This is a genomic window from Streptomyces sp. NPDC001100, from assembly GCF_053598575.1.
The window spans coordinates 64,371-81,058 of the sequence record NZ_JBSFKO010000013.1 but is presented as its reverse complement, the minus strand read 5'-3'; the positions used below and the strand labels follow the sequence as shown (position 1 = coordinate 81,058).

The 16,688-nt window shown below is 70.6% G+C and carries 17 protein-coding genes; 12 read left to right on the top strand and 5 right to left on the bottom strand.

Annotation, left to right across the window (positions count from 1 at the left end; all coding sequences use genetic code 11):
* Nucleotides 1-29: 29 nt before the first annotated feature.
* The gene (locus ACWDEW_RS20515; protein ID WP_450514379.1) at nucleotides 30-1,496 is read left to right on the top strand and encodes an FAD-binding protein; all 1,467 of its coding nucleotides are present in this window, start codon (nucleotides 30-32) and stop codon (nucleotides 1,494-1,496) included.
* A 122-nt stretch (nucleotides 1,497-1,618) separates the two neighbouring features.
* On the opposite strand, the gene ACWDEW_RS20510 is transcribed toward ACWDEW_RS20515, so the two are convergent.
* Both ACWDEW_RS20510 and ACWDEW_RS20505 read right to left on the bottom strand, forming a co-directional pair.
* Complete coding sequence (locus tag ACWDEW_RS20510; protein ID WP_450514378.1) at nucleotides 1,619-2,188, bottom strand: hypothetical protein; 570 nt, start codon at nucleotides 2,186-2,188, stop codon at nucleotides 1,619-1,621.
* Between the two features lie 90 nt (nucleotides 2,189-2,278).
* Complete coding sequence (locus ACWDEW_RS20505; RefSeq protein WP_450514377.1) at nucleotides 2,279-2,482, bottom strand: hypothetical protein; 204 nt, start codon at nucleotides 2,480-2,482, stop codon at nucleotides 2,279-2,281.
* A gap of 425 nt (nucleotides 2,483-2,907) precedes the next feature.
* Between ACWDEW_RS20505 and ACWDEW_RS20500 the strand changes: the two genes are divergently transcribed.
* From ACWDEW_RS20500 to ACWDEW_RS20475, 6 genes are all read left to right on the top strand, one after another.
* Nucleotides 2,908-3,681: a cation-transporting P-type ATPase gene (locus ACWDEW_RS20500; protein ID WP_450514376.1), complete on the top strand. Its 774-nt coding sequence runs from the start codon at nucleotides 2,908-2,910 to the stop codon at nucleotides 3,679-3,681.
* A gap of 201 nt (nucleotides 3,682-3,882) precedes the next feature.
* On the top strand, nucleotides 3,883-5,805 hold the full coding sequence (locus tag ACWDEW_RS20495; protein WP_450514375.1) for a phosphatidylglycerol lysyltransferase domain-containing protein: 1,923 nt from the start codon (nucleotides 3,883-3,885) through the stop codon (nucleotides 5,803-5,805).
* 194 nt (nucleotides 5,806-5,999) lie between these two features.
* On the top strand, nucleotides 6,000-6,188 hold the full coding sequence (locus ACWDEW_RS20490) for a hypothetical protein (protein WP_450514374.1): 189 nt from the start codon (nucleotides 6,000-6,002) through the stop codon (nucleotides 6,186-6,188).
* Nucleotides 6,185-6,895, top strand: coding sequence for a cytochrome b N-terminal domain-containing protein (locus tag ACWDEW_RS20485; protein WP_450514373.1), 711 nt, complete (start codon nucleotides 6,185-6,187; stop codon nucleotides 6,893-6,895). The genes ACWDEW_RS20490 and ACWDEW_RS20485 overlap by 4 nt, the downstream gene beginning before the upstream one ends.
* A complete protein-coding gene (locus ACWDEW_RS20480) occupies nucleotides 6,892-7,860 on the top strand; it encodes a hypothetical protein (RefSeq protein WP_450514372.1) in 969 nt (322 codons plus the stop codon). Before ACWDEW_RS20485 ends, ACWDEW_RS20480 begins: the two co-directional genes overlap by 4 nt.
* A gap of 326 nt (nucleotides 7,861-8,186) precedes the next feature.
* Nucleotides 8,187-8,903: a GAF and ANTAR domain-containing protein gene (locus ACWDEW_RS20475; RefSeq protein WP_450514519.1), complete on the top strand. Its 717-nt coding sequence runs from the start codon at nucleotides 8,187-8,189 to the stop codon at nucleotides 8,901-8,903.
* A gap of 25 nt (nucleotides 8,904-8,928) precedes the next feature.
* Here the strand turns inward: ACWDEW_RS20475 and ACWDEW_RS20470 are convergent, their stop codons facing one another.
* The 3 genes from ACWDEW_RS20470 to ACWDEW_RS20460 form a co-directional block, all read right to left on the bottom strand.
* Complete coding sequence (locus ACWDEW_RS20470) at nucleotides 8,929-9,135, bottom strand: DUF2180 family protein (protein ID WP_450514371.1); 207 nt, start codon at nucleotides 9,133-9,135, stop codon at nucleotides 8,929-8,931.
* Nucleotides 9,136-9,743: 608 nt separating this feature from the next.
* Nucleotides 9,744-10,595, bottom strand: coding sequence for a slipin family protein (locus ACWDEW_RS20465; protein ID WP_450514370.1), 852 nt, complete (start codon nucleotides 10,593-10,595; stop codon nucleotides 9,744-9,746).
* A gap of 214 nt (nucleotides 10,596-10,809) precedes the next feature.
* Nucleotides 10,810-11,352 (bottom strand): sensor histidine kinase, encoded by a 543-nt coding sequence (locus ACWDEW_RS20460; RefSeq protein WP_450514369.1) that lies wholly within the window; start codon nucleotides 11,350-11,352, stop codon nucleotides 10,810-10,812.
* A 788-nt stretch (nucleotides 11,353-12,140) separates the two neighbouring features.
* On the opposite strand from ACWDEW_RS20460, the gene ACWDEW_RS20455 reads away from it, so the two are divergent.
* The 5 genes from ACWDEW_RS20455 to ACWDEW_RS20435 all read left to right on the top strand — a co-directional run bounded on the left by ACWDEW_RS20455 (nucleotide 12,141) and on the right by ACWDEW_RS20435 (nucleotide 15,992).
* The gene (locus ACWDEW_RS20455) at nucleotides 12,141-12,650 is read left to right on the top strand and encodes a hypothetical protein (protein WP_450514368.1); all 510 of its coding nucleotides are present in this window, start codon (nucleotides 12,141-12,143) and stop codon (nucleotides 12,648-12,650) included.
* A gap of 153 nt (nucleotides 12,651-12,803) precedes the next feature.
* Nucleotides 12,804-13,094 carry a hypothetical protein gene (locus tag ACWDEW_RS20450; RefSeq protein ID WP_450514367.1) on the top strand — a complete coding sequence of 97 codons (291 nt, stop codon included), beginning with the start codon at nucleotides 12,804-12,806 and terminating at the stop codon, nucleotides 13,092-13,094.
* 109 nt (nucleotides 13,095-13,203) lie between these two features.
* Nucleotides 13,204-14,343: a site-2 protease family protein gene (locus ACWDEW_RS20445; RefSeq protein WP_450514366.1), complete on the top strand. Its 1,140-nt coding sequence runs from the start codon at nucleotides 13,204-13,206 to the stop codon at nucleotides 14,341-14,343.
* 58 nt (nucleotides 14,344-14,401) lie between these two features.
* The gene (locus ACWDEW_RS20440; RefSeq protein ID WP_450514365.1) at nucleotides 14,402-14,863 is read left to right on the top strand and encodes an OsmC family protein; all 462 of its coding nucleotides are present in this window, start codon (nucleotides 14,402-14,404) and stop codon (nucleotides 14,861-14,863) included.
* 262 nt (nucleotides 14,864-15,125) lie between these two features.
* Nucleotides 15,126-15,992 (top strand): universal stress protein, encoded by an 867-nt coding sequence (locus ACWDEW_RS20435; protein ID WP_450514364.1) that lies wholly within the window; start codon nucleotides 15,126-15,128, stop codon nucleotides 15,990-15,992.
* Nucleotides 15,993-16,688 lie beyond the last annotated feature (696 nt).

Here is a 16,688-nt window from a genome sequence, read left to right as displayed (position 1 = left end):
TCACATCCGGCCGGTCTCGGGAGGACCGTATGACCCGCACGCCGTCTCGACGTACTGCTTTGCGCGGCCTGGTTGGTGCCTCGGCCGTGGTCGTCGGGTTCGACCCCTTCACCCGCAGTTGGGCGGTGACCGACTCCGGACGAACGTCGAGCGCTGTGCCGCGGCTCGACGGGACGCTGCTCACCGACGACGCATTGCTCACCGCCGACGCCGACGACTTCGGGCACATCGTGCACCGCAGACCGGCCGCGGTACTGCGGCCCGGCTCCGTGCGGGACGTCGTCGCGATGGTGCGGTTCTGCAATCGGCACGGCCTTCGCGTGGCGCCGCGCGGACAGGGACATGGCACGAACGGGCAGGCGCAGGTCGAGGGCGGGCTCATCATCGAGACCCAGCCGCTCGCCTCCATCGGGCCCGTACAGGCGGACGGTTCACGGGTCACGGTCGGGGCGGGCGCGAAGTGGAGCGACGTCGCCAAGGCCACCCTCGCCCACGGCCTGACCCCGCCCGTCTTCACGGACTACCTGGAACTCTCCGTCGGCGGCACCCTGTCCGTCGGCGGCCTGGGCGGCCAGACCCACCGGCACGGCGCACAGGTCGACAACGTCCTGGAACTCGAAGTCGTCACCGGCGCGGGGGAGTTGCTCCGCTGTTCCCCCACCCGGCGCCCCGACCTGTTCCACGCCGTGCTCGCCGGACTCGGCCAGTGCGCCGTGATCGTCGGCGCCACCCTGCGCCTGGTGCGCGCCCCGGAGACCGTACGGCACTACCTCCTGCCCTACACCGACCTGCGGACCTTCCTCGGCGACCAGCGCCTCCTCGCCACCGAGGGACGGTTCGCGTACGTCGAGGGCCAGGTCGCTGCGGACACCGCCGGAGCGTTCGACCAGTTCACCATCGAGGCCGTTGCCTACGGACCGCCCGTGGGGGACACCCCCGACGACACCACGCTCCTGAGAGGCCTGCGGCACACCGCGTCCGGCGTCCAGATCACCGACCTCGGCTACTACGACTTCCTCGACCGGCTGGCCCCCTCCGTCGCCGCCCTGAAGGAAGCGGGCCTGTGGGCCTACGCCCACCCCTGGCTCAACCTCCTGCTGCCCGGCCGCAGCACCGCAGACCTCGCCACCACCCTCCTCGACGCGCTCACCCCGGCCGACCTGGGACCGGGCGTCGTACTCCTCTACCCGCTGCTGCGCGAGCGCCTGCACACCCCGCTGCTGCGGATGCCCGACGACCCGGTGCCGTACCTCTTCGCCGTCCTGCGCACCACACCGCCCGAGGACACGGCCACGGTGCAGCGGCTGCTGGGCGCCAACCGGTCCGCCTACGACACGGTCGGCGCGGCCGGTGGCACGCAGTACCCGGTCGGCTCGATCCCCTTCCGACACGCCGACTGGAGACGGCACTTCGGCCCGGTCTGGCACCGGTTCACCGAGGCCAGGAGGACGTACGACCCGAAGGGCATCCTGGTACCGGGGCAGGGCATCTTCTGATCGCCGCTTCCGCTCTACCCGGGCGGCAGGTCCGCCGGCGCGTCGCGCAGTGCGGCACGTGAGGCCACGCCCAGCTTGGGAAACAGCTGCCGCCAGGAGGGCGATCTCCCGTTGCTGCGGTGTCAGTGACGCCGGGCCGGCCACGCCGGCGCCGACAGACAGGCCGGTCGCCCGCAGTTCGTTGCCCGCCCGGGCCGTCCAGGGCGGCCGCCGAGCCGTTCGAAGGTGTCGATCGCGTCGGCGAGTTGGGTGCGTGCCTCCGTCGTGGACTTCACACGGCGGAGGCGTTCGCCGTACGCGAGACGGACCCGGGCCAGTTCGAAGGGCCAGCGGTCCGTGGCGGGTACCGCGAGTGCCTCCTCGAACAGGCCGATCGCCTCGTGGTCGACGGCTGCGATGGCCTCCGACGCCTTCACCAGCAGGGCGAGCCGTGGCGAGATCGCGGCGATGCCGGCCTCGCGCGCCGCCGTCGCTTCCGCCGCCCGTCCCGTTCGGACCGACGCCTGGACGAGATCCATGACGACGAGCAGGGCGGCCGGAACATGCGAGGCGAGCTCCCCCGCGCGGCTGATGGCGCACGTGTGCCGGTACGCGTCCTCGACCCTGCCCTTGCCGAGCGCGGCGAGGGCCCGCGCGTGCGAGGCGCACGACAGGTAGGAACCCACCCCGCGCGATGTCGCCCACAGGGTCATCTCGTCCGTGAGGGTCCGGGTGGCGGCCTCGTCGCCTCGGGCGGCGGCGACCAGCGCCCGCTGGTAGAGGAACTCCGTCGGCAGGAGCTGCTAGCTGTGGGCTTCCCCCAGGTCCCGGCCCTGCGCGGCCTGTGCCTCCAGTTCGTCCCATTGGCCGGCCGCGAAATGATCCCGGCCCAGGTACGCCAGCCCCTGGATCTCCACGGTGAGCGAGCTGTTGTCCCGCCCGTCGCGCAGCACCCGCCGCAACGCCGTGCGGCACGCCGGGAGCCGGTCCACGTACAGCGACGTCATGGCGATCCGGATGACCCGGACCGGGTCGGCCTCCCGGTCGACGAGGTGATCGACTGGTCGAGCTTCCAGCAGGAGACCGGACCTCAGAAACAGCCCCAGCACCAGGAGTTCAACCGCAGTAACGGCAACGCGCTCAGGATCACGATCTACAGCTGCCGTAACAGAGGGCGGCTGGCATCACCTGGTGCACAGGCACGCGGGAATTCAGCCGGTTCTTCCTCCTCGGGGCGGCGCAGACCCGGCGTTGGACAGTGATGAGTGCGATGCTGGACGGACGGAGTATTCCCGGCCTTTGAGCCCGAGTCCTCACCGGGCAATATGCTCAGGGCGGCGACGCGTATGACCCAGCAGCGGTGCCGGCAGCGGTGGAGCGGCCGGTTTGCAACATCAGAGTGCGGCGACCCGGGCCCCGGAAGCGGGCCCGCGTGAGTGTCTCCGCTCCCGCGCAGTCGTCTGTCCTCGCGCCGGGCGTGCTGTCGGCGGCGGCTTCGCCAGGGGGCGACGTCCTTCGTGCGCTGGGTGTCGTCGCCGGTGAGGGGTTGGGGGGCGCGGAGGTTTTGCGTCGCCAGGCGCAGTTCGGCCCCAACGCGGTGGCCACACACCGGGCCAGAGTGTTCCCCGTGCTGTGGCATCAGCTGCGCTCGCCGCTGCTGGGTCTGCTGGTAGGGGCTGCTGTGGCGTCCTTCCTGGTCGGGCAGCGAAGCGACGCGGTGATCATCGGGCTGATCGTGGGCGCGTCCGTGGGCATGGGCTTCGTCAACGAGTACCGGGCCGAGAAGGCGGCCGAGGCACTGCACTCACAGATCCATCACCAGACCGTGGCGGTACGCGGGGGCAGGGCCGCTCTGGTGGATGTCACAGCGCTGGTCCCCGGCGATGTGGTGGAACTGCGGCTCGGTGACATCGTGCCGGCCGATCTTCGACTCGTGGAGGTCACCGGCCTGGAGTGCGACGACGTCGCCGCCTGCGCCGCCGCGCCGCCCGCTTCAGCACTGCCGTGCACCACACACCGGGCGCGCCTACCTGACGGCCCAGCCTCACATTGGGTGGTGACAGATCATCCCGCAGCCCGAGACAGATGTGGCGACCGGAGGAAGCACGGGAGAGATCCCGGTCGGCAGGGCACCGCAGTGCTGTCCGAGGCTGCGGAGCCGGGAGACGCTCGTACTGGGCGTGGCCCGTCGGTTCGAGCCATTTGATGAATCGCCGAGGTACTGCGGCCACACGACGCTCTCTGCGCGCGCGAGGGCCTCGATGCGTCGATGGTGGCAGCGAACGGCCCGCCTGTTCCGGGACGTTCGGTCAGGAGCGGACGGCGTTCGGCAGGAGCGCGGCACGCGACTGTGGTGCACTTCCTGCGTACAGTCCCAGTGCCTGTGAACGTAGAAGGGTTCACTGTCATGGCTGCACGGCGATCGGAACCGGTGTCCCGGGGGCGAGACGGCGGGGAGCGGGTTGCGGGTCCGGCCGGTCGGCCCGGGCTTCGCGTACGGCTGCGGTCGTGGGCGGCCGGGGCCACGGTCTGGTACCTGCGGGTGGTCGCGTTGCTGAACCTGGTGGCGGTGGTTTCGCTGCCGTTCCGGGAAGAGGTGCGTGAGCACAACGCAGGTGGTTTCTTCACTCCCTATCTCGCCACCGCGGGTCTGGTCTCGGCGGCGTTGGCGATGTTCCTGGCCGTGGTGATGCGGCGCCGCAAGCGCGCCGCGTGGATGTTCAACATGCTGCTGGCCGGTCCGCTCTTCACGCTCTACGTCCTGGCGTTGACCCAGGTCCAGTACCAACGGCACGGCCTCAACTGGTTGTCGGCCCTGTTCACCGGCCTCTTCGTGATTGCACTGCTGCTCGGGCATGGGGAGTTCCAGGCTGTCGGGGACCGCTCCAACCCTCGCCTCGCGCTGGCCGTGGCGGTCGGCGGGGTGGTGGTGAGCGGCACTCTGGGCACGCTGCTCGTGAGCGCCACCAACCGGGTCTCCGGCGCACCGCTGGGCGACCGGATCGCCTACACCCTGCTGCGGAGTGTCAGTGTCGGCCCGCTCGCCGACCACCTCGACTCCGTGGTGGCGCCCCGCTGGGTGGACGCTCTGATCAACGTCCTGGCGGCCGTCACCTTCCTCCTCGTGCTCTACGCCTGCTTCCGTGCCCCGCGCGGTCGTGAACTCCTGGGCGAGGACGACGAGAAGCGGCTGCGCGCGCTGCTGGCCCGGCACGGTGAGCGGGACTCGCTCGGCTATTTCGCGCTGCGCCGCGACAAGGCCGTCATCTGGTCCCCGAGCGGGAAGGCAGCGATCACCTACCGGGTCGTGGGCGGTGTGGTCCTGGCCTCCGGCGACCCCATCGGTGATCCCGAGGCGTGGCCCGGCGCGATCGAGGTGTGGCTGCGTGAGGCGCGCCGGCACGCGTGGACGCCGGCCGTGATGGGTGCGAGCGAGGAGGCCGGCACGATCTATGCCCGGCACGGTCTGGACGCCCTGGAGCTGGGCGACGAGGCCATCGTGGACCGTGTCGGCTTCACCCTGGAGGGGCGCGCGATGCGTGGCGTCCGTCAGGCGCACAACCGCGTGAGGCGGGCCGGGTACACCGTGCGTATCCGCCGCCACGAGGACATCCCGGAGTCCGACATGGTCACCTTGGTCGACAGGGCGGACCACTGGCGGGACGGGGAGACGGAGCGCGGCTTCTCGATGGCACTGGGGCGGCTCGGCGATCCGCTGGACGGCCGTTGCGTCATGCTGGAGTGCCACGACAGCGCGGCGCGACCGCGGGCCCTCCTCAGCTTCGTACCGTGGGGCAAAAAGGGGCTGTCGCTGGATCTGATGCGCCGGGACCGCAGCTCCGAGAACGGTCTGATCGAGTTCATGGTCATCGAACTGCTCCTGCGTGCCCGGGAGTTCGGCGTGGAGCGGGTGTCGCTGAACTTCGCGATGTTCCGGGCGGTCTTCGAGCGCGGCTCCCGGCTGGGTGCCGGTCCCGTGCTGCGGCTGTGGTGTTCCGTGCTGACCTTCCTGTCCCGGTGGTGGCAGCTGGAATCGCTCTACCGGGCCAACGCCAAGTACCGGCCCGTGTGGGAGCCGCGCTATCTCCTGTTCGAGACGGGCGGCGAACTGCCCCGCATCGTGTTCGCCGCCGCCCGCGCCGAGGGCTTCCTCGCCCTGCCCGCCCTGCCGAAGCTCGGCCGCCGCCGCGGGCATCGGGAATCCGGTGAGAGCCCCCAACCAGCTCTCGGGAAAGTCTGTTTGCCGGGGAGGCCAGGGGGCCACCCGAGTGGCGGGACGGTGCCGGACCCCCGTGACGGAGCGCAGAGGGACGCACCGTCAGTCGACTGAGGCGCGCACGATGCAGAAATCCGTGCCAGGTCGGATCCCCCTCCGCCAGCGGAGTGCACCATCCACCCTCACACGCTTCACACGGAATGATTTCCCGGAGGACGGGCCTTTCGGCCCATGGCACGGCTCCTCCCGGGGGAGCCACCGTGGGCACGACAGAAGCCCCTCGGCTCGTAAGCCCATTGGAGCGCCTCATGACTCCCCTTCTGTGGCAAGGAAGTCCTCTGCTCGCGGCCCCTGTTGATCTCGGCGGTCACGGCCACTACGTCCACTGGGGCGTGATCCAGGTGTCCGTAGCCAATCTCGTGGTGATCGGCGTCATGGTGCTGGTCTTCGTCGCCGCGGTCCTTGTGCCGTTCCCGCGCGGACGGAGCCGACGGTGAGTGCCACCGCAGGGCAGGACGGCCGGGATGGGCGAGTGCGGGTGGACGAGGGCTGGACCGCGGCCCTGCGCAGGCGCGGGATGCGGGCTCTGCCTCCGGAGAAGCTGCTGCCCGACACCCAGCCCGCGTACATGGCGTCGTGGGTCTACGTCTTCGGCGTCCTGACCGTGGCCGCGCTGATCGTCGTCCTGGTCACCGGAGGACTGCTGGCGCTGGAAGGGCCCGCCTGGTGGCACGTCTCGGGCGCGGGAAGGTACGTCAACAGCCTGCATCTGTGGAGCGTCGAACTGTTCATGTTCTTCATGGTGGTTCACCTGTGGGGCAAGTTCTTCATGGCCGCCTGGCGCGGTGGCCGGGCCATGACCTGGGCCACGGGCGCGGTGGCTTTCCTCGCCTCCGTCGGCACCTGCTTCACCGGCTACCTGATACAGCAGAACTTCGACGCCCAGTGGATCGCGGTCCAGGCCAAGGACGGACTCAACTCGGTCGGCATCGGGGCGTACTTCAACGTCCTGGACTTCGGGCAGATGCTCATGTGGCACATCGTGGTGCTGCCCCTGGCGCTGGGCCTGCTGACGGTCTGGCACATCCTGCTGGTACGGCGGCGCGGCATCGTCCCTCCCATCGGTGCGCACACGCCCGAAGGCGGGGCCCCGCGAACCGCAGAGACGGAAGCCGAGCCCGAGCCGAGCGAGGTGCAGCCGTGAACGGGAGCCGGCGCGAGAGCGCCACACCGGATCCTGCCGCATTCCCCACCAGGCCCTACGACCTGGTCAAGGAGTTCACGATCGCGCTGCTGGCGGTCGTGCTGCTCACCGCCGGACTGGCGGCGCTCTTCTCCTCACCGGACGACAAGCCCGTCACCCTGGCCTCCTGGTCACGTGCCGACGGGGCCGACTTCACGGTGACCGCGGTGGCCGAACTCGGTGGCACCAGTGCCACCGCCCAGTACGGAGCGCCGTACAGCCACACCCCGGGAGCCGCCCAGAAGCTCGGTCCGATCGGTCTGCAGAGCGCCGGCGGCGTGCGGATTCCGATCGACACCGCACACGACTTCGTACTGAACCCGCTGCGCCACGCGCCGGCGGCCCCTGCGGTCAACGCCGCACTGGACACCTGGACCAGTGCCCCCGTCACCCGCCAGCAGTCCTGGACCGCGGCCTACACGGATGCCCTGGGGAAGGCCCCGGGCGGCGACCCCGGCAAGGTCCAAGCGGGTTCCTACGGTCCGGTGCCGGTACTCACCGCCCGCCTCCTGACCCTGGCACGCTCGGGGGCATTGGACGGTCAGCTCCTGGCGGAGGGCGGTTTCTACCAGACCGACTACACGCGGCCTCTGCTGTTCCTCAACGACGGTTCCTACCTGGAATCACTGGCCCGTGCACAGCACCTCGGCGGCGACCAGTGGGGAATGACGAACGAGACCGGGAACTATCCGGGACAGGCGTGGCTGTGGTTGTACACGTTCTGGTACCAGATCAAACCGTTCAGCACGTCCGGCAACGCCGACGCCCTGGTCTGGGGCGTCATGGCGCTGCTCAGTCTCGCTCTGGTCCTGGTCCCGTTCATCCCCGGCGTCCGCTCGATTCCTCGATGGACCAGGGTGTACCGGCTGATCTGGCGTGACCACTACCGACGGGAGGCAGCGTCACACCACGACGGCGGCACCTGAACCGTTCGTCGCCCACGGGCAAGGCCGCCTCCCCGGGCAGCCGTCGCACAACCGTGCCGGACCGACTGGTGACAGGTGCCTTCGTGTCTCTCTCCCAGCATCGTGCCGGGCACCGGACATACGCGTGCCACTGCCCCTTGGCGCCCGCAACATCCCGGGTCTGGGGGGCTTCGGGTCCCGGCGTGGTGGTTCACCGGCAACGCCGGTCCCCGCATGCGGAACCCGCCCGGACCGACCAGCGAACCTGATGCACCGGTGCCGGCCGGTGAAGGTGCCGCGCGTCCCGCGTCCTCCCGGCGAGACCGGTCCCCAACGAGGTGTTCATGCTGAATCAGCAGCTCCTGGCCAAGACCTTCGTCGAGCTGGCCGACAACCTGGTCGCCGACTTCGACCTGATCGACTTCCTGCGCCTGCTCACCGACCGCTGCGTCGGCATCCTCGGCGTAAGTGCCGCCGGGGTCATGCTCGCCGACCGCGACGGCCAACTGCGCGTGATGGCCGCGTCCGACGAACAGGCACGCCTGCTGGAGCTCTTCCAGCTCCAGAACGACGAAGGCCCCTGCCTGGAAGCCTTCCGCAGCGGCGCACCTGTGATTGCCCCCGACCTGGGTGCTGAAGGCGTACGTTGGCCCCGCTTTGCGGAGGCCGCCCAGCGCAGTGGTTTCAGCGCGGTCCATGCGCTGCCCATGCGGCTGCGGGACGAGGCCGTCGGTGTCCTGAACCTCTTCCGCGCCGATCCCGGCTCCTTCGACTCTGCAGTCGCATCTGTTGCTCAGGCGCTGGCGGACGTCGCCACCATCAACCTCCTGCAACAACGGGTGGTTCATCGCAGTATGGTGCTCAACGAACAGCTGCAGACCGCGTTGAACAGCCGCATCCTGATCGAGCAGGCCAAGGGGAAACTCGCCGAACGCCGGAGCGTCGACATGGAACAGGCTTTCACCATCCTGCGCGGCTACGCCCGCTCCCACAACCGGCGCTTGTCCGACCTGGCCCGCGCCTTCATCGACGACTCCGAGTCACTTCCCGGGCTTGTGGCCTGACGCTGTCGCCGATGGCGCGGCCAGGTCAGAACTGGTGCTCCGCGTCATGACAGGTGAGGCACGTGATGCGGCGAGCAGGTTCTTTGAGGGTGGTCACACCCATGCCTTCCGGCCGCTCCAGATGCTGCGGGTTGACCTTGATGTGAGCGGGGCAGAGGGCGGCTCCGCAGTTCCGGCAGACGGCGACGGCAGCGGTGGTCGTCCCGGTCTGGTGACAGTCGTAGCAGTTCATGCTTCCCCCTCCTATCGGGGTGGTCGGCTGATGCGGCGGGGTGCGCAGGCACGCCAGGTTGAGGAGAGTCCCGGAGCAGGTGCACGCTCAAGCGGCGTGTGAGCCGCCGCTGCAGCGTGTTCTTCGAGCTGCCGTGGTGCGATCAGGGAGTAGTCCCACGAGGACAGCCCGATCATCGTGCCGAGCAACGCGAACCGGGACACTGCGGGGAGGAGCAGTACGTCCATCAGCACCGCCAGGGCTTCGATGGCCTGCCGAAGAAGGGCGGGGCGGGAGGAGATCCCCGCTGGACGCATCGAATCACCCAGGTGCACCGTGTGGAGGAATCGAGACACCGACTCTGCGACAGGTGAGCGGAGCGATCGGGTGCGACATCGCGGTGAAAGCGGCGCGGCCGGGGACCAGGGCGGCACCGCCCACAATAGTCCCCGGATTCGGGCCTGCACAGCAGTCCGCCGGAGACGCGGGAACCGGACCCCATGGTCCGACGGCAGTGCCGGCGTTCACGAACTCCCCGCCGACGCGCCCGGTACACCTCCTGGAAGTCCGCTCTCCCTGCCACAGCCGTGCCGACTACCGTACGGATCGGGCCGGCTCGGCGTGTGCTCTCAGAGGCTCTCCTGCACCCCGGTCGTCAGCGGACGGAGGTCAGGCTTGACGAGGTCGGCGGCCGGCGCCGGGGAGGCGGCGGCCGCCGTTTCCCGGGCGAGGAAGGAGCCGAGTTCGCCGATGGTGCTCATAAGGGGGGCGGGGAAGACGACGGTGGTGTTCTTGTCGACGCCGATCTCCACCAGGCTCTGGAGATTGCGGAGTTGGAGGGCGAGGGGGTGGGCCATCATCGTGTCGGAGGCGTCCCCGAGTGCGGCGGCGGCCAGGGACTCGCCCTCCGCGTTGATGATCTTCGCTCGCTTCTCCCGCTCGGCCTCGGCCTGGCGGGCCATGGCGCGCTTCATGGTGTCGGGGAGCTGGATGTCCTTCAGCTCGACGAGAGTGACCTGGACGCCCCATTCCACGGTCGCGACGTCGAGGATCTCACGAATGTCGAGGTTGATGCGGTCGGTCTCGGAGAGGGTCTCGTCGAGTGTGTGCTGTCCGACGACCTTCCGCAGGGTGGTCTGGGCGATCTGGTTGATCGCCGCGTGGACGTTCTCGACAGCGATGACCGACTTTACTGCGTCGACCACCCGGAAGTAGGCGACCGCGGACACGTCCACACTCACGTTGTCCCGGGTGATGATGCCCTGGGACTGGATGGGCATGGTCACGATCCGCAGGGACACCCGGTGCAGGACGTCGACGAACGGGATGATGATCCGCAGCCCCGGATCGCGGGTTCCGACCAGGCGGCCGAAGCGGAACAGCACACCGTTCTCGTACTGCTTGACGATTTTCACGGCCATCGCGAGTGCCAGGACGGCAAGCACTGCGACGACGACCAGAAGGAAGACCAGGACTCCCATGAGCTGCTCCTCAGAATGAGGACCACGTCGTTGTCGCGAGGTCCCGGGGACGGGCGGATCGTGCGGCGGTGCGCAAGCTACGAGGCACCGGCACACCGCGTGTCACCTGGGCTCGGCGCGGGCCGCAAGGCCGCCCTGTGTCCAGCATCGTGTGCCGCGTGTGCCTGCCGCTTGGGCCGAACGGTCCCCGGCACAGGGACGTTTGCCAGAAGGTTCAGCCGTGGCCGGCGGGAAGGGGGACGGTCCGCTCAAGGGTGGTGCCGGTGGGATGGCGGGGCGCGAGGGTGAGGGTGCCGTCGAGTTCGTTGGCAGAGGTGTGGAGGGTGGCCGGTCCGCCGTAGCGAGTGCGGGTGGGGTCGGTGCCGCGGCCGTTGTCGGTAGCCTGCAGCGTCAGGTGTGTGGCGGAGGCCTCGGTGCTGATCTCCATGGCGGTGGCGTGGGCTTGCCGGGCGACGTTGGCGAGGGCCTCACGGAGCACGGCGAGCAACCGGTCGGCGATCCTGTCGGCGACCAGGGTGTGCAGCAGACCGGTCATCCGTGGCGCGGGGCTGAAGCCCAGGATGGCGGAGGCGCGACCGGTCTCGGCCGCCGGCCGGGCCCGGAGGCCGGTATCGCCGGCGGCCCCGCGCCGCCCGAGGGCGTAGATCGTGGAGCGGATGATCTCGATGGCTTCGTCGAGGTCGTCCCCGACCTGTTGGATGCGTTCGACGGCCTGTGGGCGGTCGGTGAACTGCGTGAGGAGCGATTGCGGGGACATCCCCTCCGCTCGTACCCGCCGCCTCGCCGGCCTGGCAGCCGGTTGCACACGACGACGGAGCCGGTCCCCCGGGAACCCGGGCGGCCCCTCCGGCGGCATGCGACTCCACCGCACGCCAGACGGTCACCCGCGGCTCAGGACCGAAATCCGCTGGAGGCAACCTCCCCCGTCCGCGTGATCCGCGGAGGGCCGGAACGCGCTGCTCCGCGAGCCGTCACGCGTGAACGGGCCGGGTGAGAGTGATCAGCACGGGAAAATCCGCGCGCCATCCGGTACCTGCGGACCGACCCGGCCACCGGGCCCACGGCGTCGACATCCGCGCGATCGTCTCCCGAGGCGGGCGCCCCGAACCGGCCACCCCCGCCGTCCTGGCGCGAGTGGAGGCGCCAACCCTGTTCATCGTGGGCAGCCGGGACTCCCAGGGCCTCAGTCGCAGCCGTCTCGCCGCCGACCGGACGCACTGCGAACACGGACTCGCCGTCGTCCCGGGTGCCACACGCCTTCGCTGAGCCCGACGCCCTCGACATCGTCGCCGAACTGGCCCGGACCTCCTCACGGCTCATGTCGCCCGTCCAGGGACGCACGTACCGCCACGTCGCCCGGTATGACGACCACCGAAGCCCCGGGCCACGGCCGGGCGCCTCGAAGACGGCCCACAGGGGATGCCGAACGGCCCTCTTCGCAGGGCCACTTGGCCCCCGGCCTCCCTCGCGCCGAAGGGGTGTATTGAAGATGAGGAATGAATGCCTCTGGCCCCCGCACGGACGAGAAGAGGAGAGGAGAGGGCCATGCCCACATCCCGTGCGTTTCACCATGTCTTCCTGGGCGCCGCGGTGCTGGCGGTCGGACTGATCGCACCGGCGACCCTTATCGGTGTCAGGGCGGACACCCCGGCAGCCACCACGGTCACTACACCCACCTCTGCCGATCTGAGCCGCAGCGGCAGCCCGCAGTCCACCGTCGACCACGTCGCCGACTTCTACGGTGCCTACACCGACGCCCTCAACGACTCCGGCCACGGACGCCTGACCAACGCCCTCCGCAGCCACTATCTGACCGCCGATCTGCGTCGCGGTCTCGCCCGCTGGGAGGCGGTCCATCACATGGACGGCGTGCTGCGCGGCACGAGCGTTCCGACCGGGTGGAAGGTCGTCTACAACGACAGCGGTATGGGGCACTGCTGGACCCGGGCCACACTCACCTGGCAGGACTCCGCCCACAAGGTTCACCACACCCGCCTGATGATCCAATCCGACCTTGCCACACGGCGTATCTCGGACATCCGGACCGACCCGTGATCGCACCCGATGATGGGCCGGTCGGCCGGGTGACGGCCCGGTCGGCCTCTGCCGAAGCCTGCGCCCGGCGGGCAGAGTGACGACACGCCCGGCCGTACGACAGCACGACGCACCACACGGGCACCGCGGGGAGGACGTCTGGAGGAGGTCACCATGAGCACGATCCCCTGGCGCCGGTCGCGCAGGCGCCCGACGGCCGTTCTGGCCCTGCGGTGCGCGCAGCGCATCGTCGGAGTGGAGGCAGCGCTCCGGCTTCCCAGCGTGATGGTGCTGGTCGTCGAGGACACCTGCACCGCCGTCGCGCTGGAGGACTGGCGCAGGCGTGAGCCGCCGCGCCGGCGTCTCCAGGCTCGTCGCGCCTGGCAGACGGAGGGCCGGCGACTGCGGGCCAAGGAGGAGCGGCTGAGGGAGCTGGCCGCCCAGTGGCTGGACACGCCGGAGTGAGCGGATCGCGTTCGTCCCGCCCGGCCATGCGAGGCGAGGCGCTCGGCCTCGCGGCCGACGGCGGGGGACCCGGGCTTCCGGGACCGGGCGTGGAGAGGCGGAACCACCGATGAAGGAGACCTTTTCCCTGGGGCGGATCGCCGGAGTCCGCATCGGCCTGCACTGGAGTGTGCTCGTCATCGTCATGCTGGTGACCGTCACACTCGCGGCCGGCCGTTTCCCCGACGCCCATCCCGGACGTCCTGCCTGGGTGTACTGGTCCCTCGGCCTGCTGGCCGCGGTGGTGTTCCTGGCCTCGCTGCTGGCCCACGAACTCGCGCACGCAATAGGGGCCCGCCGCAACGGCGTCCAGGTCGACGGCATCACCCTGTGGATGCTCGGCGGCGTCGCACGGCTGCGCGGCGAGGCACCCACGCCCGGCGCGGAGCTGCGCATCGCCGCGGTCGGGCCGCTGACCAGCGCTGTGGTCGGCGGGCTGTTCACCGGGGTGGCGTTGTGGCTGGAGGCCCTGCACACATCAGAACTGGTGGTCGAGGCGGTGGCATGGCTGGCCGCGATCAACATCGTGCTGGCCGTCTTCAACGCCCTGCCCGCCGCCCCGCTGGACGGAGGCCGGCTGCTGCGCGCGTTCCTGTGGCACCGCACCGGGGACCCGGTCCGCGCCACCCGCGGTGCTGCCGCGGCGGGCCGGGTGCTGGGCTGGTTCATGATCCTCACCGGTTTCGCGGCGCTGCTCTTCGGAGGTGATCTGTCCGGACTGTGGCCCGCGTTGATCGGCTGGTTCCTGATCGCCACCGCGACCGCCGAGGAACGGCAGGCCCAACTGCGCGGCGTCCTGGACGAGATGTCCGTGAGCCGTGTGATGACCCACGACCCGGTCACTGTCCCGGCCACGGTGTCCGTCGCCGGGTTCCTGGCCGAGGGCCCCTTCGGCCGCTACCGGCACTCCGCCTTCCCCGTCCTCGCCCCGGACGGCTCGACGGTCGGCCTGGTAACGGTCGCGCTAGTCAACCGGGTGCCGTTCCAGGCCCGTTCGACCACGCTGATCGGTGACGTGATGCGCGCCCTGTCCGACGTGACCACGGCCGGACCGGACGACCTGGTCGTGGACCTGCTGCCCCGCCTGGAGGCAAGCAGGGACCGCAGGGCCCTGGTCCTCGACGACGGACATCTCGTCGGCATCGTCACCCTGGCCGACATCAGCCGCGCCCTGTCCTGGCTCACCCCGGCCACCCGGCCCCGGACCTGATTCCCCCTGATCCCGGCGTGCGCCGGGCACGGGGCAGCCCTGGCGAAGGAGATACGAGATGACCACCATCTCACCGACCCGCGACTCCCACGTCCCGCACACCGTCCACGCCACTGCGGCGCCACCCGGGCGGATCGAGGTCGCGCACGTCGCAGACCACGCGTTCGCGGCCCTGGTACGCGGGCACGAACTCACCCTCGACGAGCCGGTCGAGGCAGGTGGGAACAACGACGGCCCCACAGTGGTGGAACTGTTCGTCACCTCCCTCGCCTCCTGCGTCGCGTGTGACGCGGTCCGGTTCCTTCGGCTCCTCCACCTGCCGTACGACCACCTACGCGTCAAGGCAGAGTTCGCGACGGCGCAGGACGCGGCACCTCGCCTCTCCTCCGTCCGCATACGCCTCCTGCTGCCTGCCCCGCTCAACCCGGTCCTGCGCGAGACCCTGTGCGCGGTGGTCGGCCGCTGCGCCGTCCACAACACCCCGCACGTTTCGCCCGAGGTCACGGTCGAGTTCGGCTGACAAGCGGCAAACGCCCAGCCGGACGCCCGAGCAGCGGAACGCCCCGGCCTCGGTCACGCCGGTTCGGTCCGCACCGGGACTCCCCCGACATGCCGTGCGCAGTGGGGCCGTTCGGCCCTACCGGGAGAGCCGGGAAGCCCTGCTGCCCAGCACCGCGCTCCCGCAAAGGTGGAAGCAGCCCCCCCTCCCTCACAGGTGGGGATCGAGCCCACGGCTCCCCTCCGGGAACTCCGTCCGCACCACCGATCGGAGATGCGCGATCATGAGCCGACCCGTCACCGCCGGAATCGACGGCAGCGCCGCCAGCCTCGCCGCCGCAGCCTGGGCAGCCCGTGAAGCCGAACTCCGCAACAGCCCACTGCACCTGGTCGCCGCCTGGCCCGCGTCCGCGGGTACGGCACCCGACGCACCCGAGGCGTCCGCGCGCCGGCGTTGGGCCACTCGCTCCCTCGACCTGGCGGTCGACCGGCTGCGCAATCACCATCCGGTGCTCGACATCGACACCGAACTCCTCAACGCACCGCCCCACGAGGCCCTGCTGACCGCCGGCGCCGAAGCGGAACTCCTCGCCCTCGGCGCTCACGGCCTGGGCACCACGTCCAGCCTCCTCCTGGGGTCCACCAGTGCCAGGACCGCCGCTCTGGCCGACTTCCCGGTCATCCTCGTACGCCCCGCCGGCCCGGCACCCGAGTCACCGGACGGCCCCGTCCTGCTCGCGCTCGACGCCGGTCACCACCCGCGGGACAGCGTCATCTCCCTCGCCTTCGAGGAAGCGGCCCTGCGCGACGTCCCCGTGCGCGCCCTGTATGCCTGGCTGCCGCCCGGCCTCCTCCCCGCCTACCCGGTCATGCCAGGGCGTCACAGCCGTTCGCCCCGTGCTCGGCGGGCCGAGAACCTGCTGACCCGGGCCCTGCTGCCGTGGAGGCAGAAGTTCCCGGACGTGCGGGTGGAGGAGGTCTGTGTGGAGGACGTCCCCGCCGGCGCCGTGGTCGCCGCAGCCCGGCAGTCGTGTCTCACCGTGCTCGGCCACGGCCTGCGGACCGTCGCCACCGGACCTCGGCTGGGCGCGGTCGCACACGCCGCCGTACGCGACGCGGCAGGTCCCGTGGTGCTGGTCCCGGACGCGTGAGCCCGTCGGTGTCGGCTGTGCACATCCGGCCGTCGCCCCTGTCGGCCCGGCAGGGGTGAGCCGGGACAACCCGGCCCACCCCCTCCCGAGGTGCCGCCACGGGCGGCCGACGCCGGTCCCCAAACCGGCGCGTGAGTGGCTTCTTCCCCACCCTCACACCGCAAGCGGTTGCCGGAGCAGGGGCCGAAAGACGCCTTCCAGGGACCGACCGGCCCCCTGGTAGGAGCCCTTCCCTTCACGGTCACCCACCACGACTGTCCTGCAGGCTGCCCGGCGAAACCGGTGAGGAGTCTTTCTGTCAGGGGTCGTTCGGCCTCCGGAACGGGCCATCCGGTCCCTGCCGGAGCCCGCTCCCGGGGTACATGCTCGACAGTGCACCCGTGAGGCGGCCGTACGGACTCTCCCGAGCCCTCACCAGAAGTTCGCGCGCGACACGTATCCGATGGGCCCGTTCTCGCACGACGGACCTGGACGTGTCTTCCGCCTCACGGGCCCGCACTCCCACAGGCGCTCCCCCCCATCTGGACACGGCGGACGAACCCGGCGACAGAACTGCGCGGACACGCCCGCCACGAAGGCGCGGAACTCTGCACCACCCTGACCCGCACGGCGGACCTACACCAGCTCGCCGGCCTCATCCGCGCCGCGGAATCCGTACGGCGGACCCACCCCGTCCTCACCACCGAGCTCGCCAAC

Coding starts and splice junctions, on each gene's coding strand:
- ACWDEW_RS20515 (WP_450514379.1), top strand. CDS start 30: ATGACCCGCACGCCGTCTCGACGTACTGCTTTGCGCGGCCTGGTTGGT.
- ACWDEW_RS20510 (WP_450514378.1), bottom strand. CDS start 2,188: ATGACCCTGTGGGCGACATCGCGCGGGGTGGGTTCCTACCTGTCGTGC.
- ACWDEW_RS20505 (WP_450514377.1), bottom strand. CDS start 2,482: ATGACGTCGCTGTACGTGGACCGGCTCCCGGCGTGCCGCACGGCGTTG.
- ACWDEW_RS20495 (WP_450514375.1), top strand. CDS start 3,883: ATGGCTGCACGGCGATCGGAACCGGTGTCCCGGGGGCGAGACGGCGGG.
- ACWDEW_RS20490 (WP_450514374.1), top strand. CDS start 6,000: ATGACTCCCCTTCTGTGGCAAGGAAGTCCTCTGCTCGCGGCCCCTGTT.
- ACWDEW_RS20470 (WP_450514371.1), bottom strand. CDS start 9,135: ATGAACTGCTACGACTGTCACCAGACCGGGACGACCACCGCTGCCGTC.
- ACWDEW_RS20465 (WP_450514370.1), bottom strand. CDS start 10,595: ATGGGAGTCCTGGTCTTCCTTCTGGTCGTCGTCGCAGTGCTTGCCGTC.
- ACWDEW_RS20460 (WP_450514369.1), bottom strand. CDS start 11,352: ATGTCCCCGCAATCGCTCCTCACGCAGTTCACCGACCGCCCACAGGCC.
- ACWDEW_RS20455 (WP_450514368.1), top strand. CDS start 12,141: ATGCCCACATCCCGTGCGTTTCACCATGTCTTCCTGGGCGCCGCGGTG.
- ACWDEW_RS20450 (WP_450514367.1), top strand. CDS start 12,804: ATGAGCACGATCCCCTGGCGCCGGTCGCGCAGGCGCCCGACGGCCGTT.
- ACWDEW_RS20445 (WP_450514366.1), top strand. CDS start 13,204: ATGAAGGAGACCTTTTCCCTGGGGCGGATCGCCGGAGTCCGCATCGGC.
- ACWDEW_RS20440 (WP_450514365.1), top strand. CDS start 14,402: ATGACCACCATCTCACCGACCCGCGACTCCCACGTCCCGCACACCGTC.
- ACWDEW_RS20435 (WP_450514364.1), top strand. CDS start 15,126: ATGAGCCGACCCGTCACCGCCGGAATCGACGGCAGCGCCGCCAGCCTC.